Raw genomic sequence first — 15,538 nt, forward strand, 5'->3', positions numbered from 1 at the left:
ACCCCCGGGGGTGTCAGATGAGCCGGTCGCCGGACTCGGGGTGGAACAGGTGGATCTCGGACGGGTCGCGCAGCACGACGCGCGCGGTCTGGCCCAGCTGCGGCGGCGTGCGGCCGTCGACGCGCAGGACCAGGCGGGGGCCGTCGGGGTCGTGCGCGACGGAGCCGTGCACCAAGGCGTCGGCGCCGAGCTCCTCGACCAGCTCGACGACGAGGTCGAGGGCGTTGGGCGAGCCGGGGGACACGAGGCCGAGCGACTCGGGGCGGACGCCGACGGTCACCTCGGACAGGTTCTCGCGCTGCACGGCGGCGAAGGTCTCGCGGGTCAGCGGGACGTCGAGCTCACCGATGCGCACGGTGCCGTTGCCGACGCGCGCGGAGCGCAGGTTCATCGACGGCGAGCCCATGAAGCCCGCGACGAAGGCGTTGACCGGGCGGTCGTAGAGGGCGCGGGGGGTGTCGCACTGCTGGAGGATGCCGTCCTTGAGCACCGCGACGCGGTGGCCCATGGTCATGGCCTCGACCTGGTCGTGCGTGACGTAGATGGTGGTGGTGCCCAGGCGGCGCTGGATGTTGGCGATGTTCGCCCGGGTCTCGACGCGCAGCTTGGCGTCGAGGTTGGACAGCGGCTCGTCCATCAGGAAGACGGCGGGCTCGCGGACGATGGCCCGGCCCATGGCCACGCGCTGGCGCTGGCCGCCGGAGAGCGCCTTCGGCTTGCGGGCGAGGTAGTTCTCCAGGTCGAGCATCTTCGCCGCCTCGGTCACCTTCTCGGCGATGACCTGCTTCGACAGCCCCTGCAGCTTGAGCGCGAAACCCATGTTCTGGGCGACGGTCATGTGCGGGTAGAGCGCGTAGGACTGGAACACCATCGCGATGTCGCGTCCCTTGGGGGGCACAGCGGTCACGTCCCGGTCCCCGATCCGGATCGCGCCCTCGTCGACGTCCTCGAGCCCGGCCAGCATCCGCAGCGCCGTCGACTTGCCGGAGCCCGACGGCCCCACCAGAACCAGGAACTCCCCGTCCTCGATCGACAGGTTGAGCCCATCGACCGCCCGCACCGGCGGGGACCCGGGGTACACCCTCGACGCTGCCTCGTACCGGACCTCGGCCACAACACCCTCCTAGCCGTCGCGTCCGAATGGATTCAGACGCCCTGAGAGGCCAGAATGCCTCAGCAATCGAGGTGTGACCTTAGAGGCACCCCGCGAAAAGGTCCAGACCACTTCCCCGGCCGTCTCCCGACCGTGACCCATCGCGAGGGAAAACCCCCAGGTCAACACCACAACCCCAAAACTAGGCCCCCACCCCCGAGCCCGCCACCCCCGATGCGCTACGCTTCCCCCCGTCGCCACGGCGACCGGCCGCCCCCGTAGCTCAGGGGATAGAGCACCGCCCTCCGGAGGCGGGAGCGCAGGTTCGAATCCTGCCGGGGGCACGAGACTCTGGCGGCCTGTGTTCGCGGAAAGCGCGAACCGGGTCGCTCGTCATTTCTTCTGGGGTGCAACCCCAGACCCGCCCGGCGGGCTTCGCCCCCGGACCCCCAATCGGGACTCGTGTGGATGCTGCATGAGCCTACCGGGCGCACGGGTCGTTCGTTGTTTTTTCTGGGGTGCGACCCGAAACCCGCTCGGGAGGCTTCGCCCCAATCGGCGTGCGTGTGGATGCCGTATATGGTTGAAGCAGGCTTAGTTGTGCTTGGAGTACATCTCGAAATGCACGTGCGGGCCGGTGCGCCAGTCGCTGGACGGGTAGCTGCCTGCCGTACCGAGTTGGGTTCACTGGAGAAGTGACGCACTCGCCCGGGTCCGCGCATGAGGGGGTCTACCGTGTGGCACATCGAGAGTTTCACCAGCACCGCGATGGTCGACCAGGTCCCGGTCAAGGCGATGTCGCCCGCCGACTTCGCCCGTGTGGTGGGGCTCGATGAGCGCACCTGCCACGATGGGAACATGCTGGAGATAACCGAGCCGATGAAGGCTGCGCTCGGCGAGCGGCTCAATTTCCGATTCGATCCGGAGTTGGACTATTTCGCCCACAATCTGGCCGACTTCGATGGCCAGGTCCTCCACGGCATGGCCAATTTCGCCGATGAACTCCTCCCATTCCAGGAGGAACACGGAAACCGACTGGTATTCGGCGTGGCCGACACGGACGTCGAGGATCACGAGTTGGCATTGCTGTTGACCTCGCATTCGCGCTACCCGCGCCCACCACACGGCTTCGAGTTCACCGAGACGAGCCGGGAGGAGGTCCTGCGCGTCCTCCCCGAGGATGCCGACCTGATCGCGCGGACATCCTCGGTGTTCACGGCCACCGAGGACTACGTGCTCCTGATCGACCGCGGCAGCGCAACCGTGACGCTCATCAAGGGCAAAGGTGACGTGACGCCCGCTCCTGCGGGGTGACACGATCGGATCGGGAGGGGCCATGTGGTACATCGAGAGCTATGACCGCTCAGGCATGGGCGTGGGCGAGGTCCAGGTCGAGGGGATGTCGAACGCCGAGTTCGCCCGGCTGCTCGGCCTCGACGAACACACCTACTTCGACGGGTACATGCGCGAGGTGACCGGGCCGATCCAGGCCGTGCTCACCGAACGCCTGGGGATGCGGTTCGATCCCGACCTGAAGTACCTGGCGACCGAGCTGGCCGAGTACGAGGGGCAGCGGAGCCACGGCATGGCCAACTTCGCCGACGAAATCCTCCCGCTACGGGACAACCGCAACGGTCGGCTGACGTTCGAGATCGTGAACCGGGAGCTGCCGGACGACGAACTCGCCTTGCTGCTCATCGCCCACTCCGAGTACCCGCGCCAACCCCAGGCCGGGGAGTTCACCGAATCGACCAAACAAGACGCCTTGAGCGCCCACCCCAACCTGGCGGACCTCATCGAACAGGCATCTTCGATCTTCACCGCCCGCGACGGATACCTGTTGGCGGTAGACCGTGACCAGGGCACGCTGATCCTGATCACCTGACGACCCGGCCGCCCCACCGGCGCGGCGGCCGATCCCACGACCAGGAAAGCGCCTGGTGCGCCACACCCACGCGATGCGGGTCCTGCCGCACTGCCGGCAGCCTGGCCACCACCACGGTGATCCGGGTCTTCGCCGCACGGCACGTCGAGGTCCGCACCGAGCAGGATGAGGGCGGCGACGGCGTCGGTTGTATGCGTTCTAGGCACCTAAAGGTTGTCCCGTAATGATCAAGTGTGTTTGGTGGGCATAGACGACGGTGGCGGTGCGCTACCGGGGACGACCGTCAGGCCGTCATGGCCAGGTTGCGCATCTGGGCGACGCCACGGGTGGCGTACCAGACCCCGTCGCGTTTGCGGCGGCAGTTGCGCAGGATGTTCCAGGACTTCATATGGGCCAGGGCGTGCTCGACCCGGGCGCGGACGCTCTTGTGGATGGTGTTGAGATCTTCTTTCCATTGCGGCAGCGGCGGTTGCCCCTTGCGGGGTTTGCGATAGGGCATGATCACCTCGGGGTTGCCTTGGTAGCCGCCGTCGGCCATCACCTTCGCGCCCCGGCATTGCTCATCGACGCCGGAGTCGGTGTAGGCGCGGCAGTCGTTGCGGTTGCCGGGCGTGGGTTCGCCGACCGCGATGACCAGGCGGGTGTTGGCGTCGATGACGACCTGCATGTTCACCGAATAGCGGTAGTTCTTGCTGGAGGCGGACATGCCGCGGTCGTGGGTGGGCACCAGTGTTCCGTCCACGATCAGCACCGTGTCCGGGCTGTGTTTCCGGGTCACCGGGGAGAGTGCCAGCAGCGGCGCCAGATGATCCACCGCCCGGTTCGCGGCCGACCTCGAGATCCCGAACAACAGCGCGACCTGCCGAAACGTCAGGTTCGTCCGGTAGTACACCGCCACCAGCAACACCCGATCCGCCAGCGACAGACCCCACCACCGGCCAGCACCGGTCTGCTCACCACCCCGAGCGGCCACGGCCCGCACCAGTTTGCGGAACGCCCGCACCGACAAACCCGTGAACACCGGCACCCACTCCGGCCGGTCCGCACTGATCACCTGCACCACACCAAGATCATCGATCTTGACGAGACACCGTTACGGGACAGCTTCTAGTCTCGTATAGGTCGGACGTGCCTGCATGAACTCCGCAGGGGCGCGGTCATCGGCTGCGGTGTGGCCGGTTGGGGTAGAGGTGAGTCGGTCTGAGGCGGTGTGGTCGGGGTTGGACTGGACTCGGACGGTGCCGGTTAGGGGATGAAGGTTACCTCTGGGTAGCGGGGGGATGGGGCGTCTAGTAGGTGGCCTTTGTGTCGGAGGTGTAGATCGTAGAAGGCCAGTGGGTAGGCGCGTTGTACTGCTTCGGCGCAACGTGGGGGAAGTGTGCCGATTTGTTTGGCGATGTCGTTTTGGGACCAGCCGAGTAAGGGGGCGATTTGGGGAATGAGGAATTCGGGTCTGCCCAGGGTTTGGTTGACACCTCATGTGTGAGGCTTCGGCCTCGCCTGGAAGGATGTCATCGTGCCCAAGCCCTATCCCCGTGAGTTCCGCGACGATGTTGTGGCCGTGGCTCGTCGAGGTGATGCCCCGTTGAAGCAGGTCGCGAAGGATTTCGGGATCTCCGAGTCGTGCCTGGCCAATTGGCTGCGTGCCGCCGATGTCGAGGACGGCGCGCGGCCCGGCGTGACCCGGGATGAGTCCGCCGAGCTACGCGAGTTGCGTAAGCGCAACCGGTTGCTGGAGCAGGAGAACGAGGTCCTGCGCAAGGCCGCGGCCTACCTGGCGCAGGGCAACCTGCTGGTAAAATAGTCTTCCCGCTCGTCCGTGAACTGGCCGCGGCCGGCGCCTCGATCAGGGTGCCGGTCGCGGTGACGTGCAGGGTGTTGGGGATCTCCCGGCAGGCCTACTACCAATGGTGCTCGGCTCCGGTCTGCCGGCGCGATTGGGACGACGCGCAGTTGATCAACGCCGCGCTCGAGATCCACGCCGACGACCCGGCCGACGGGTACCGGTTCATCGCCGACGAGCTCGCCCAGCAGGGCTTCAGCGCCTCGGAGAACCGGGTGTGGCGGATCTGCTCGATGCAGCAGATCTTCTCGCTGCACGCCAAGAGGAAAGGCCGTTTCCACAAGGCGGGGCCGCCGGTGCACGACGACCTCGTGCGCCGTGACTTCACCGCCACCGCACCGAACATCAAGTGGTTGACCGATATCACCGAGCATCCCACCGGTGAGGGCAAGCTGTACTTGTGTGCGGTCAAGGACTGCTACTCCAACAAGATCGTCGGATACTCCATCGCCTCGCACATGCGGGCCTCACTCGCGGTCAGCGCTCTGCGCAACGCCATCGCGCTGCGCGACCCGCGCGATGTCGTGGTCCACTCCGACCGCGGCGCTCAATTTCGGTCGGGAGCCTACCGGCGTCTGTTACGCAACCATGGGCTAACCGGGTCGATGGGCCGGGTCGGTGCCTGTGGTGACAACGCCGCGATGGAATCGTTCTTTTCTCTGCTGTAGAAGAACGTTCTCGATACCCGACGGTGGCGCACCCGGGAGGAGTTGCGGTTGGCGATCGTGTCCTGGATCGAAACGAAGTACCACCGCAAACGCCGACAACGCGCCCTGGGCAAGCTCACACCGGTCGAGTTTGAGACCATCTACACAACCGCAGCAGCGGCCTGAGAACCCGTCAACACCGGTGTCAACCGAAGTCTGGGCAGCCCCTTCCTCGTCTCCGTAGGAGATGTGTGCGGCGCCAGAGAGGCCGGTGTTGAGTCGCCAACCGCGTAGGCTTGACCAGAAACTTTGTTGGTCGGCTTGTAGTTTTCGGGTAGTTCGGTTGGCGTCCATTAGGAGGAATGGGCGATCCAGGCCGCCGGTGGTCACTGGGCCGAACATGGGGCCGTCCATGCTGAGGCCTGCTTTGATCCGTTGGTCCTCGAACATGGTGTTGGCGGTGGTGCTGCCGCCCGCGGATACGCCGAACATGGCGATTCGGCGTAGGTCCAGGGCGTCGGGTAGTTCGCGGTGTTCGGCGTCGGGGTTGGTTCCGGTGTTGAGCAGTTGCAGTTGGTCTAGTACGAAACGGGTGTCGGCGACCCGCGTTCCGGCTGGGTCGGGGGCTGTGCCGTCGGGCGATGCCTGGGCCAGGTTGCCGTGATGTTGCGTTTCGAAGTGTTGAGCGTGGGTTCATACGTCGCGGCGGGTCAGGCGCCAGGTGGCTGCCGTGATGCCGACGGCGAGGTAGGTCAGGCAGACGATCAGGGCTGATCCCGGGGGTGGCCAGTCGGGGTCGTGGAACGTTGTCCAGGTGAGGCCTTCCGCTGCCGCGGCTGGAGACCAGTGGATCAGGGCTGTGGAGCCGTCGGGGGAGATCGCTTTGAAGACCGTGGTGGAGAGGAACATCAAACCGGTGGTGAGTGTGGTCGCGCCTGCGGTGTGGCGGAGCAGGGTGCCGATCGCGGCGCCGAGGATCGCGGCTGTGCACAGGTAGAAACCCTGGCCCAGCAACGCGCGCAGGACGTTTGGGGTGTCCAGGGTGACGTCCAAGTGCTTGCCTGCCAGGACGGACTGTGCGGCGAAGAAGGCGGTGAAGGCCAGGGCCAGGCCGGTCACCAGTGCCACGGTGCCGAGGACCAGCAGCTTTGCTGTGAGCACTCGGCCGCGCCGGGGTACCGCGGCGAACGTCGAGCGGATGGTGCCTGTGCTGTATTCCGCGGTGACGGCCAGGATGCCGAGGAGCGCGAAAGCCATTTGTGCCAATTGGAATCCGGTGAACGTGGTGAAAACGGGGTCGAACTCGGCACGGGCGCGTGCTGTCCAACTGTCCCATGCGCTGATCGTCGAGCGGGCCTGTAGTACGGCGATCGCGATGGTTGCGACCGTTGCGACGGCGAGGATCAAGGGGGTCGATCGGACCGAGCGCAGTTTCGTCCACTCGGCGGCGACCAGGCTTGTCGGGAAACGGGTCATCGGGCGTCCTGTGGGCGTGGCTCGGCGCGGTATCGGAGTTCGGGGTCGGTGATGCGGCGGAAGACTTCCTCGAGTGAGGGTGGGCGTGGGGTCAGTTCGACGAGCGCGATGCCGTGTGTGGCGGCCGTGGCGGCGATCTCGGCCGGGTCGAGACCCGTCACCGCCAGGCCGTGGGCGGGTTCCGGTGCCACTGTGGCCCCGCGAGCGGTGAGCAGCGTGGCGAGCGGTGTGTCGCAGGCGGTGCGGACCAGCACGTCGCCGCCGTCTGAGCGGACCAAATCCGCCATGCCGGAGTCCGACAGCAGCCTGCCGCGGGCGAGGATCAGGACGTGGTCGGCGGTCAGCTGCATCTCGCTCATCAGGTGGCTGGAGATCAGCACCGTGCGGCCCTCGGCGGCCAGCGACCGGATCAGCCCGCGGATCCAGTGCACGCCGTCGGGGTCGAGGCCGTTGACCGGTTCGTCGAAGATCAGGACCTGGGGGTCACCGAGCAGGGCCGCGGCGATCCCGAGCCGCTGCTTCATGCCGAGCGAGAAACCGCCGACACGTCGGTGTCCTTCCTCGGTCAGGCCGGTGCGGCGCAGCACTTCGGCGACCCGGCCGCGTGGGATGTCGTTGGTCTGCGCGAGCCACAGCAGGTGGTCGCGGGCGCGCCGGCCGCCGTGGGTGGCGTGCGCGTCGAGCAGGGCGCCGACCTGCCGCAACGGTTGGGTCAGTGCGCGGTATGGCCGTCCGTTGATCCGCACGCGGCCGTGTGTTGGCGAGTCCAGGCCGAGGATCAGTCGGATGGTGGTGGATTTGCCCGCGCCGTTCGGGCCGAGGAAACCGGTCACCCGCCCGGGTAGGACGCGGAAGGTCAGGCGGTCCACCGCGCGGTGGCGGCCGTAGGTCTTGGTCAGCTCATCAGCTTCGATCATGGGCACTCCCCTTCTGGTTGACCCACCGTGCCGGGTTGGTGCCTGCTCCGTCATCGCCGCACGGGCAGGCGCCCCGCGGCGTATGCCCGTGGGCATACGCCTGGAGAGTGATGTGCGCGGCGGTGGTGCCTGGCTACGGTCGGGCGATGAGGATCGACGTGCGCCCGCCGCTGCGGCCGGGACACTGGTTCGCGCTGGACTGCGTCGCGGCCGTCGCGGTCGCGCTGGTGTGGGGCGGCCCGCTACTCGGTGGGCACGGCGAGGCGCCGCGGTGGGTCGGTCTGCTCGGTGCCACTCTTCTTGCCGTGCCGCTCTTGCTGCGACGACGGTGGCCGTGGGTGGCGTTCGGGCTGGGCATTCCGGCGTTCGGCATGTCGCTGGCGACGTCGGTGGTGCCGGTGGTGCCGTTCGCGTCCGTGCCGATGGCGGTGGTCGCGTATTCGTCCGCGGCACGAGGATCCCGCCGCGCGTACGCGGCGCTCGCGGCGGTCGTGGTCGTGGTCGCCGCCGCTACCACCTGGAATGGACAGTGGGTGGCGGTTCTGCTCCCCGGTGCCGTCGTGGTGATCGGGTGGAGTGCGGGGTTGTTGCGGGCGCAGTATCTCGGGTATGCGCGAGTCCTTGCGGCGCAACGGGAACGCGAAGCCGATGCGCTGGTCACCGATGAGCGCCTGCGCATCGCGCGGGAGCTGCACGATGTCGTCGCGCACAGCATGAGCGTGATCACCGTGCAGGCCGACATGGGCAGGCTGGTGTTCGACCGCAAGCCCGCCGCCGCGGCCGCCGCGCTCGGCGTCATCGAGACCACCGGTCGCGAAGCGCTGACAGAGCTGCGTCGGATGCTGGGTGTGTTGCGGGACAACGACGTGCGCGGCGTGCTCGAACCGGCACCGGGCCTGGCTGGACTGGACGGCCTGGTCGCGCGCACGGCGGCCGCCGGAATCAGCGTCGACGTCGTGGTGCGCGGCACGCCACGGCCGCTGCCCGCCGGGGTCGATGTTTCGGCCTACCGGATCGTGCAGGAGGCCCTGACGAACGTGGTCAAGCACGCCGGGACCCCGACGTGCCGCGTCACGGTCGTCTACGGGCAGGACGCCGTGCTGCTGACGGTCAACGACGACGGGCGCGGCGGGCCGCACGGCCCAGGTGGGCACGGGCTGGTCGGGATGCGTGAGCGGGCCGCGCTGTGCGGCGGCGAGTTGCGCGCGGGCGCGGTGCCCGGCGGGTTCGAGGTCGCCGCGCGGCTGCCGGACGGGGACGGCCGGTGATCCGGGTGCTCGTCGCCGACGACCAGGCGCTCGTCCGGGCCGGTTTCCGCGAGATCGTCGGCTGGGCCGACGATCTCGACGTCGTCGGGGAGGCCGCGAACGGCGCGGAGGCGGTCCGGTTGGCGGCGACCCACCGGCCCGACGTCGTGGTGATGGACATCCGGATGCCCGAACTGGACGGCATCGAGGCGACCCGGCGGATCACCGCCGAGCTGACCGGGGTGCGGGTACTCGTGCTGACCACGTTCGACCTGGACGAGTACGTGTTCGCGGCCCTGCGCGCGGGCGCGAGCGGCTTCCTGCTCAAGGACACCCCATCGGCCGAGTTGCTGGCGGCGATCCGGGTGGTCGCGTCCGGCGACGCACTACTGGCCCCCGGCGTGACGCGCAGGCTCATCGCGGAGTTCGCGACCCAATCCGCCCGGCCGTCCCCGCGCGCGGTCCTGCCCACCACGATCACCGCGCGGGAGCGGGAAGTCCTCACCCTGGTCGCGGCCGGGCTGTCCAACGCCGAGATCGGACTACGACTGCACATCACCACCGGGACCGCGAAAACCCACGTCGGGCACCTCATGCTCAAACTGGCCGCGCGCGACCGCGTGCACCTGGTGATCCTCGCGTACCAGACCGGCCTCGCCGCGGTGTGAACGAGGAAGGACGCGGCGGTCGCTCGTACGCGGGCGCAGGTCGGAATAGGATCGGCGCGGGGCTCTGGCCGTCCGTGTTGAGGAGGATCGAGTGGACTCGAAGGATCCGAGGGACCCGGACTACCCGGAGAGCCGGTGGCTGGTGGTGGGGCCGAGGGCATTTGTGTCCGTGCTGTTGCTCGTGGGGTTCAGCTACGCGGGGTTCCAAGTCCGGCCGGTGGTGGGCTGGGTCGTGGTCGCGTTGGCCGTGGGGTGGGTCGCGGTGAGCGTGGTGCTGGCGGTACGGGCGTCGGACCACCGCTGGTACGCGTTCTGGGAGCGGCTGGGGCGACCGTTCCACTCGGCGTGAAGTGCTGTGGGGCGTTGCGAAGTCATTCGTCCGCGAGTTGACGCGCGTGGGAATGGCTATGCCGTCGGGTTCACGGTGTGGTCGGCGCGGCGGTGGCCGGGGCGTGCGGGGTCGACCGCGCGGAGGACACGGGAAATCACCGCGTGACCGGGGGGAATGCAGTTGTGGCTGAAATACCGGAAAAAGGCTGGATTCCTCGCTAGCATTGCGCAATGCCAACCGCTCTCGTCACGGGTGCCACGGCGGGCCTCGGGCTGGAATTCGCACGTCAGCTGGCCGCGCGCGGCGAGGCGGTCGTGCTCGTCGCCCGGACCGAAGCCCGGTTGCGCGAGGTGGCCGCCGAGCTTGCGGCCGCCTACGGCGTCGCGACCGAGGTGCTCGTCGCCGACCTCGCGGATCGGGCCGACGTCGATCGGGTGGCCGAGCGGGCCAGGACCGTCGATACCGTGGTGAACAACGCCGGTTTCGGCCTGCGGCAACGCTTCCTGGACAACGACATCGCCGCGGAGGAGGAATTGTTCCAGGTCCTGTGCCGGTCCGTCCTCGCCATCTGCCACGCGGCGGGTCAGGGCATGCGCGAGCGCGGTCGGGGGCGGATCATCAACGTGTCCAGCGTGGCGGGGTGGTTGACCTCCGGCACGTACTCGGCCGCCAAGTCGTGGGTCACCGTGTTCAGCGAGAGCCTCTCGGGTGAGTGCGCGCCGTCCGGGGTGACGGTCACGGCGTTGTGCCCCGGGTTCATCCGCACGGAGTTCCACCAGCGCGCCGGAATCGGAACCGGGTCGATCCCGGACCGGGCCTGGCTGGACGCCCGGCGGGTCGTGCGCACCTGCTTGCGGGACGCGGGCAAGGGCAAGGTGATCTCGGTCCCGGGCACGCTGTACAAGGCGATCGTGCTCGCCGCGCGCTTGGCGCCTCGGCAACTGGTGCGGCGCAGCGGTACCGGCGTCGCGAAGGCCCGCCGCGGATGAGCACGGCGTTGGTCACCGGCGCGACCTCGGGGATCGGGCTGGAGTTCGCCCGCCTGCTCGGCGCGCGCGGCCACGACCTCGTGCTCGTCTCGAACGAGGCCGACCGGCTCGACGAGGTCCGCGCTGAGTTGGCCGAGCGGTACGGCGTCGGGACCGAGGCCCTGCACGCCGACCTGTCCGCGCGCGCCGATGTCGAGCGGGTCGCCGAGCGGGCGCGCGCCGTCGACGTCTTGGTCAACAACGCCGGGTTCGGGTTGCGGAAGTGGTTCCTCGACAACGAGCGCGCCGACGAGGAGCGGCTGCTCGACGTGCTGTGCCGCGCGGTGCTGGTGGTCAGCCACGCCGCCGGGCGCGGCATGCGCGCGCGGGGCCGCGGCTCGATCATCACCGTGGCCAGCATCGCGGGCTGGGTGGCGGGCGGCACGTACTCGGCGGCCAAGTCGTGGAGCATCGCGTTCAGCGAGGGCCTGGCGGGCGAGTTGGCGGGCACCGGTGTCACCGTGACGGTGCTGTGCCCCGGGTTCGTCCGCACGCAGTTCCACCGGCGCTCCGGGATCAGCGTCGACAAGCTGCCGGACGCCCTGTGGCTCGACCCGCGGCGGGTCGTCCGCGACTGCCTCGCCGACGTCGACCGGGGCAAGGTCGTCTCCGTGCCCAGTCGGGTCTACAAAGGACTTTCCTGGCTCGCCCGGATCGCGCCGCGGCGGTTCGTCCGCAGCGGCGGGAAGATCACCGACCACCGCCCACCCCTGCGGTGAGGCCTGGAGGACCCCTGTGAGTGCTGCGGTACACGACGGCCGGTTCGCCCGGGCTGTCGCGGCGGTCGGTCGGGCGAGCGCCCGGCACCGGTTCGTCGTGATCGGCGCGTGGGTGCTGCTGGTGGCGGCGCTGCTGACGAGCGCGCGGCTGATCGGCACGCCGACGGACAACGACGTGAGCCTGCCGGGCACCGACGCCCAGCTCGTCCGCGACCTGACCACGTCGGCGTCCGCTCCCCTCACCTCCGGGACCGTCATCCTGGTCACCGAGCAAGGACGGCTGGACGACGAGGCCCGCTCCGGCGTGGTCGCGGCGACCGCGGCCGCTCTGCGCGGGACCGAGCACGTAACCACGGTGAAACCACCCTCCACGCGGGACGGTTCACTGTCCGCGGACGGGCGCACCGGCTGGTTCACGGTGGGCATGGACGTGCGCCGGGCGGAACTCACCAAACCCGTGGCGCGCACCGTCACCGACGCCGCGCGGCCCGCCGCCGACGCCGGTCTGCGCGTGCTCCCCGGCGGCGCCTTCGCCCAGGTCGTCGACGGTTCGGGCAGCACGGGCAACGAGTACTTCGGGCTGATCCTGGCCGCCCTGGTGCTGTTCCTCGCGCTCGGCGGGATCGTCGGCGCGCTGCTGCCGCTGCTGGCCTCGGGTCTGTCGGTGCTCGCGACGCTGGAAACCGTCGGCCTCGCCGGGAACCTGACCTCGATGCCCGCCGTGGCGTCGACCCTGGCCCTGATGGTCGGCCTCGGCGTCGGCATCGACTACTCGTTGTTCCTGCTCAGCCGGTTCCGCACGCTGACGCGGTCCGGGCTGTCGGTGCCGGACGCGATCGAGCGCTCGGTCGCCGACTCCGGCACGGCGGTGGCCGTCGCGGGGGTGACGGTGGCGGTCGCGCTCGCGGGGCTGGGCCTGACCGAGGTGCCGCTGCTGCGGACGCTGGCCTGGACGTGCGGGATCGCGGTCACGTTCGCCGTGCTCGCCGCGCTCACCCTGCTCCCCGCGCTGACCTCGCTCGCGGGCACCCGGCTCGCGCGCGGCGGGCGGCTGCACCGGCGGCTGACCAGCCGCGCGGGTTCCGGTTTCTGGGCGCGGCAGGCGGATCGGGTGACGCGCAGGCCGTGGCTGGCGGGCGGGCTCGCGCTCGTGCTGCTGGCGCTGCTCGCCGCGCCCGCGACCGACCTGCGCCTCGGTCAACTCGACGCGGGGTCGTCGCCGGAGGTCACGGCGGTCCGGCAGGCCAACGACGCGATCTCGGCGGCGTTCGGGCCGGGGACGGGGACGCCGCTCACCGTGCTCGGTCAGGTGTCGACGCCGGTCACCGATGCCAAGGACCCGCGCGTGGGCCGGTTCGTGGCGATGGTGCGTGACCAGCCGGAGGTCGCGGCGGTCGGACCCGTGACGCCGACGGCGGACGGGCTGGCCTTCGCGGTTCAGGTCGTTCCCTCGACCGCGGGCGGGGATCCCGCGACGGCGGACCTCGTGCACCGGTTGCGTGAGCGGTCCGTGCCGGAGGTGACCGTGCACGTCGGTGGGACCACGGCGGCCCGGGTGGACCTCGCCGACCGGGTGAGCGACAAGTTGCCGCTGGTCATCGCGGTGGTGCTGCTGCTGTCGGTCGCGGTGCTGCTGCTGACTTTCCGGGCGCCGCTGCTCGCGCTGAAGGCGGCGGTGATGGACTTCATCTCGATCGGCGCGGCCTACGGTGTGCTGACTGCGGTGTTCACCTGGGGTTGGGGGGTGACGTGGATCGGGCTCTCCGGTCCGGTGCCGGTGCCGAGCTTCGTGCCGCTGATGCTCTTCGCACTGCTGTTCGGGCTGTCGATGGACTACGAGGTGTTCCTGCTCAGCGATGTGCGGCGGCGTTGGACGCAGACCCGCGACAACCTGCGGTCGGTGCGCGAGGGGCTGCTCGGCACGGGTGGGGTGATCACCGCGGCGGCCACGATCATGGTCGGCGTGTTCCTCGCGTTCGTGCCGAACAACGACCCGACGATCAAGATGTTCGGGGTGGGGATGGCGGTCGCGATCGCCGTCGACGCGACCGTCGTCCGGTGCCTGCTCGTGCCCGCCACCATGGCGATGCTCGGCGACCGCAACTGGTGGACACCGGGCCGCAAGCGCTTGCCCGCCTGAGCCGCGTCGTCGAACTCCAGGGGTCGGCTACCCCACGGACGCCCCGCCTGGGCTGTCTTGCCGTTTCGCGCGCCAGGGCAGGCGGGGACGCCAACCGGTGAAAGCCATGGTGGCGGTGAAGATGACGGCCGCGATGGCCATGCCCGCCAAGCCGTCGACCAGGTAGTGGTGGTTGAGGTAGACCGAGGCCAGTAGGACCAAGGCGAAGAAGGCCCAGGCCACGGTGCGCAGGGAGCGGTAGTGGGTGGCGAAGAGGGCGGCGAGGAAGGTCTGTCCCACGTGGAGGGATGGGAGCGCGCCGAAGACGCTTGAGCTGGCCTTGTATTGGCCGGAGAACCAGGATACTCCGAGGAGTTGGTCGAAGCGTGTGCCGCCGGCGGGTTCGGGTGGGGCGGTGACGACCGCGGGGCCCGTGCCGTATTCCGTGACGTACCAGGGTGGGGCCGTCGGGTGCAGTTGGTGGATGGTGTACCCGATGACATGTAGGGCGAGCAGGGCCCACATGATGACCCACGCGTCCGTGCGGCGTTCCTTGAAGCGCCACCAGGCGGCCAGGAGGACGAAGCCGGGCATGAATCCCAAGTAGACGATGCCGCAGAGGAAGTCGAGGATCGGGGTGGTGTGGGTCTGGAACCACTCCGCCACGGTGATCGGGCCGTTGGCGGTGCGCACGCTGAACCAGGCCAGTTCCCAGTCCCGGGGGCCCGTGACGTCGATGGCCCGCCGGGTGACGGCCGGGGACAGGACGCGTTGGCGGTCGTAGATGAGGAGTTGGATCAGGAATGGCGAGGCGAACAGGGCGAAGGCCCGCCAGCGGTGGCAGGTGAGGACGATGGTGGCCGCTGTGGCCGCCAGGACCAGCCGGAACAGGAGGGGGGCGCCGGAGAGCAGCAGGAAGCCGATGTAGGCCACGCCCGCGATGCGGACGGCGGGAACCAGCCAGCGGTTCACTGCGCGGAGGCCGCCGTCGTCGAGTCGGGGAGGTCGCGGACGCGGCGCACGAGGACGTAGTCCTGGGTGTAGGCGTCGGCGAGTCCGCCGCTCTGGGGGTCGAGCAGCCAGGGCATGGCGAGGCGCTCGGGGACGGCGAGGGGCTTGGTGAAGGGGACGTGGGTGCGGAAGACGTGGTCCCACACCGCCGACGTGACGCCGAAGTTGCGCTTCGGGGTGTGGAAGTGGTGCTGGACGTGCTGCAACCGCAGCCACCGACCGTAGGACGTGCGCGGGGCCCTGGTGTGGATGACGCGGTGGACGGACTCGTAGACGAGGTACATGAACCCGAGCCCGCACGGGAAAGCCGCCGCCTCGAAGTCCCCAAGGGACAGTCGCAGGATCGCGACGAGCACACCGACCACGAAGACGACCCCGATGAGCTTCCGGGGCCAGCCGACCATGTGCAGCGGGTCCGCGTGGTGCAGCGCGTGCTCCTTCGCGAACGGGTTGCGGAGCCCGCGGGAGTGGAAGAGCCGCCCGTGCAGCAACCACTCCAGGAAGGTCCACGTGAGGACCCCCGCGGCGAAGTACCCGAGCAGAGCCATGGTGCG

14 protein-coding genes, 1 tRNA gene and 1 pseudogene are annotated in these 15,538 nt (G+C 69.3%); 10 read left to right on the forward strand and 6 right to left on the reverse strand.

The window, feature by feature from the left end:
• Positions 1-13 precede the first annotated feature (13 nt).
• Positions 14-1,114 carry an ABC transporter ATP-binding protein gene (locus V5P93_RS31205; protein ID WP_104481574.1) on the reverse strand — a complete coding sequence of 367 codons (1,101 nt, stop codon included), beginning with the start codon at positions 1,112-1,114 and terminating at the stop codon, positions 14-16.
• A 251-nt stretch (positions 1,115-1,365) separates the two neighbouring features.
• On the opposite strand from V5P93_RS31205, the gene V5P93_RS31210 reads away from it, so the two are divergent.
• The 3 genes from V5P93_RS31210 (at position 1,366) to V5P93_RS31220 (ending at position 2,978) form a co-directional block, all read left to right on the forward strand.
• Positions 1,366-1,437 (forward strand) — tRNA-Arg (locus V5P93_RS31210).
• Between the two features lie 391 nt (positions 1,438-1,828).
• Positions 1,829-2,407, forward strand: a complete 579-nt coding sequence (locus V5P93_RS31215) for a hypothetical protein (protein ID WP_146108246.1) — start codon at positions 1,829-1,831, stop codon at positions 2,405-2,407.
• A gap of 22 nt (positions 2,408-2,429) precedes the next feature.
• Positions 2,430-2,978, forward strand: coding sequence for a hypothetical protein (locus V5P93_RS31220; RefSeq protein ID WP_104481576.1), 549 nt, complete (start codon positions 2,430-2,432; stop codon positions 2,976-2,978).
• Positions 2,979-3,261: 283 nt separating this feature from the next.
• Here V5P93_RS31220 and V5P93_RS31225 read toward each other — a convergent pair whose 3' ends face one another.
• The gene (locus tag V5P93_RS31225; RefSeq protein ID WP_104481577.1) at positions 3,262-4,041 is read right to left on the reverse strand and encodes a transposase; all 780 of its coding nucleotides are present in this window, start codon (positions 4,039-4,041) and stop codon (positions 3,262-3,264) included.
• Positions 4,042-4,494: 453 nt separating this feature from the next.
• Between V5P93_RS31225 and V5P93_RS31230 the strand changes: the two are divergent.
• Positions 4,495-5,654: pseudogene (locus tag V5P93_RS31230) on the forward strand (IS3 family transposase).
• Positions 5,655-6,161: 507 nt separating this feature from the next.
• Here V5P93_RS31230 and V5P93_RS31235 read toward each other — a convergent pair.
• Positions 6,162-6,944 (reverse strand): ABC transporter permease subunit, encoded by a 783-nt coding sequence (locus tag V5P93_RS31235; RefSeq protein ID WP_104481578.1) that lies wholly within the window; start codon positions 6,942-6,944, stop codon positions 6,162-6,164.
• A complete protein-coding gene (locus tag V5P93_RS31240; protein ID WP_104481579.1) occupies positions 6,941-7,861 on the reverse strand; it encodes an ATP-binding cassette domain-containing protein in 921 nt (306 codons plus the stop codon). Before V5P93_RS31240 ends, V5P93_RS31235 begins: the two co-directional genes overlap by 4 nt.
• Before the next feature lie 146 nt (positions 7,862-8,007).
• Between V5P93_RS31240 and V5P93_RS31245 the strand changes: the two genes are divergently transcribed.
• From V5P93_RS31245 to V5P93_RS31270, 6 genes are all read left to right on the forward strand, one after another.
• On the forward strand, positions 8,008-9,129 hold the full coding sequence (locus tag V5P93_RS31245) for a sensor histidine kinase (RefSeq protein ID WP_245931578.1): 1,122 nt from the start codon (positions 8,008-8,010) through the stop codon (positions 9,127-9,129).
• The gene (locus V5P93_RS31250) at positions 9,126-9,776 is read left to right on the forward strand and encodes a response regulator transcription factor (protein ID WP_104481581.1); all 651 of its coding nucleotides are present in this window, start codon (positions 9,126-9,128) and stop codon (positions 9,774-9,776) included. The genes V5P93_RS31245 and V5P93_RS31250 overlap by 4 nt, the downstream gene beginning before the upstream one ends.
• 91 nt (positions 9,777-9,867) lie before the next feature.
• Positions 9,868-10,125: a hypothetical protein gene (locus tag V5P93_RS31255; RefSeq protein WP_104481582.1), complete on the forward strand. Its 258-nt coding sequence runs from the start codon at positions 9,868-9,870 to the stop codon at positions 10,123-10,125.
• 212 nt (positions 10,126-10,337) lie between these two features.
• Positions 10,338-11,096 carry an SDR family oxidoreductase gene (locus V5P93_RS31260; RefSeq protein ID WP_104481583.1) on the forward strand — a complete coding sequence of 253 codons (759 nt, stop codon included), beginning with the start codon at positions 10,338-10,340 and terminating at the stop codon, positions 11,094-11,096.
• Entirely contained in the window at positions 11,093-11,854 is a 762-nt protein-coding gene (locus tag V5P93_RS31265; protein ID WP_104481584.1) for an SDR family oxidoreductase, read from the forward strand. The genes V5P93_RS31260 and V5P93_RS31265 overlap by 4 nt, the downstream gene beginning before the upstream one ends.
• A 16-nt stretch (positions 11,855-11,870) precedes the next feature.
• A complete protein-coding gene (locus tag V5P93_RS31270) occupies positions 11,871-13,994 on the forward strand; it encodes an MMPL family transporter (protein WP_104481585.1) in 2,124 nt (707 codons plus the stop codon).
• A gap of 27 nt (positions 13,995-14,021) precedes the next feature.
• Here V5P93_RS31270 and V5P93_RS31275 read toward each other — a convergent pair whose 3' ends face one another.
• Both V5P93_RS31275 and V5P93_RS31280 read right to left on the reverse strand, forming a co-directional pair.
• Positions 14,022-14,945: a phosphatase PAP2 family protein gene (locus tag V5P93_RS31275; protein WP_104481586.1), complete on the reverse strand. Its 924-nt coding sequence runs from the start codon at positions 14,943-14,945 to the stop codon at positions 14,022-14,024.
• Complete coding sequence (locus tag V5P93_RS31280) at positions 14,942-15,532, reverse strand: sterol desaturase family protein (RefSeq protein WP_104481587.1); 591 nt, start codon at positions 15,530-15,532, stop codon at positions 14,942-14,944. Before V5P93_RS31280 ends, V5P93_RS31275 begins: the two co-directional genes overlap by 4 nt.
• Positions 15,533-15,538: the final 6 nt, after the last annotated feature.

The sequence above is a fragment of the Actinokineospora auranticolor genome, from assembly GCF_041897805.1.
Taxonomy (GTDB): domain Bacteria; phylum Actinomycetota; class Actinomycetes; order Mycobacteriales; family Pseudonocardiaceae; genus Actinokineospora; species Actinokineospora auranticolor.

Excerpts from the sequence above, each read along its gene's own strand:
- V5P93_RS31220 (WP_104481576.1), top strand. The coding sequence starts at position 2,430 with ATGTGGTACATCGAGAGCTATGACCGCTCAGGCATGGGCGTGGGCGAG.
- V5P93_RS31235 (WP_104481578.1), bottom strand. The coding sequence starts at position 6,944 with ATGACCCGTTTCCCGACAAGCCTGGTCGCCGCCGAGTGGACGAAACTG.
- V5P93_RS31240 (WP_104481579.1), bottom strand. The coding sequence starts at position 7,861 with ATGATCGAAGCTGATGAGCTGACCAAGACCTACGGCCGCCACCGCGCG.
- V5P93_RS31245 (WP_245931578.1), top strand. The coding sequence starts at position 8,008 with ATGAGGATCGACGTGCGCCCGCCGCTGCGGCCGGGACACTGGTTCGCG.
- V5P93_RS31260 (WP_104481583.1), top strand. The coding sequence starts at position 10,338 with ATGCCAACCGCTCTCGTCACGGGTGCCACGGCGGGCCTCGGGCTGGAA.
- V5P93_RS31265 (WP_104481584.1), top strand. The coding sequence starts at position 11,093 with ATGAGCACGGCGTTGGTCACCGGCGCGACCTCGGGGATCGGGCTGGAG.
- V5P93_RS31280 (WP_104481587.1), bottom strand. The coding sequence starts at position 15,532 with ATGGCTCTGCTCGGGTACTTCGCCGCGGGGGTCCTCACGTGGACCTTC.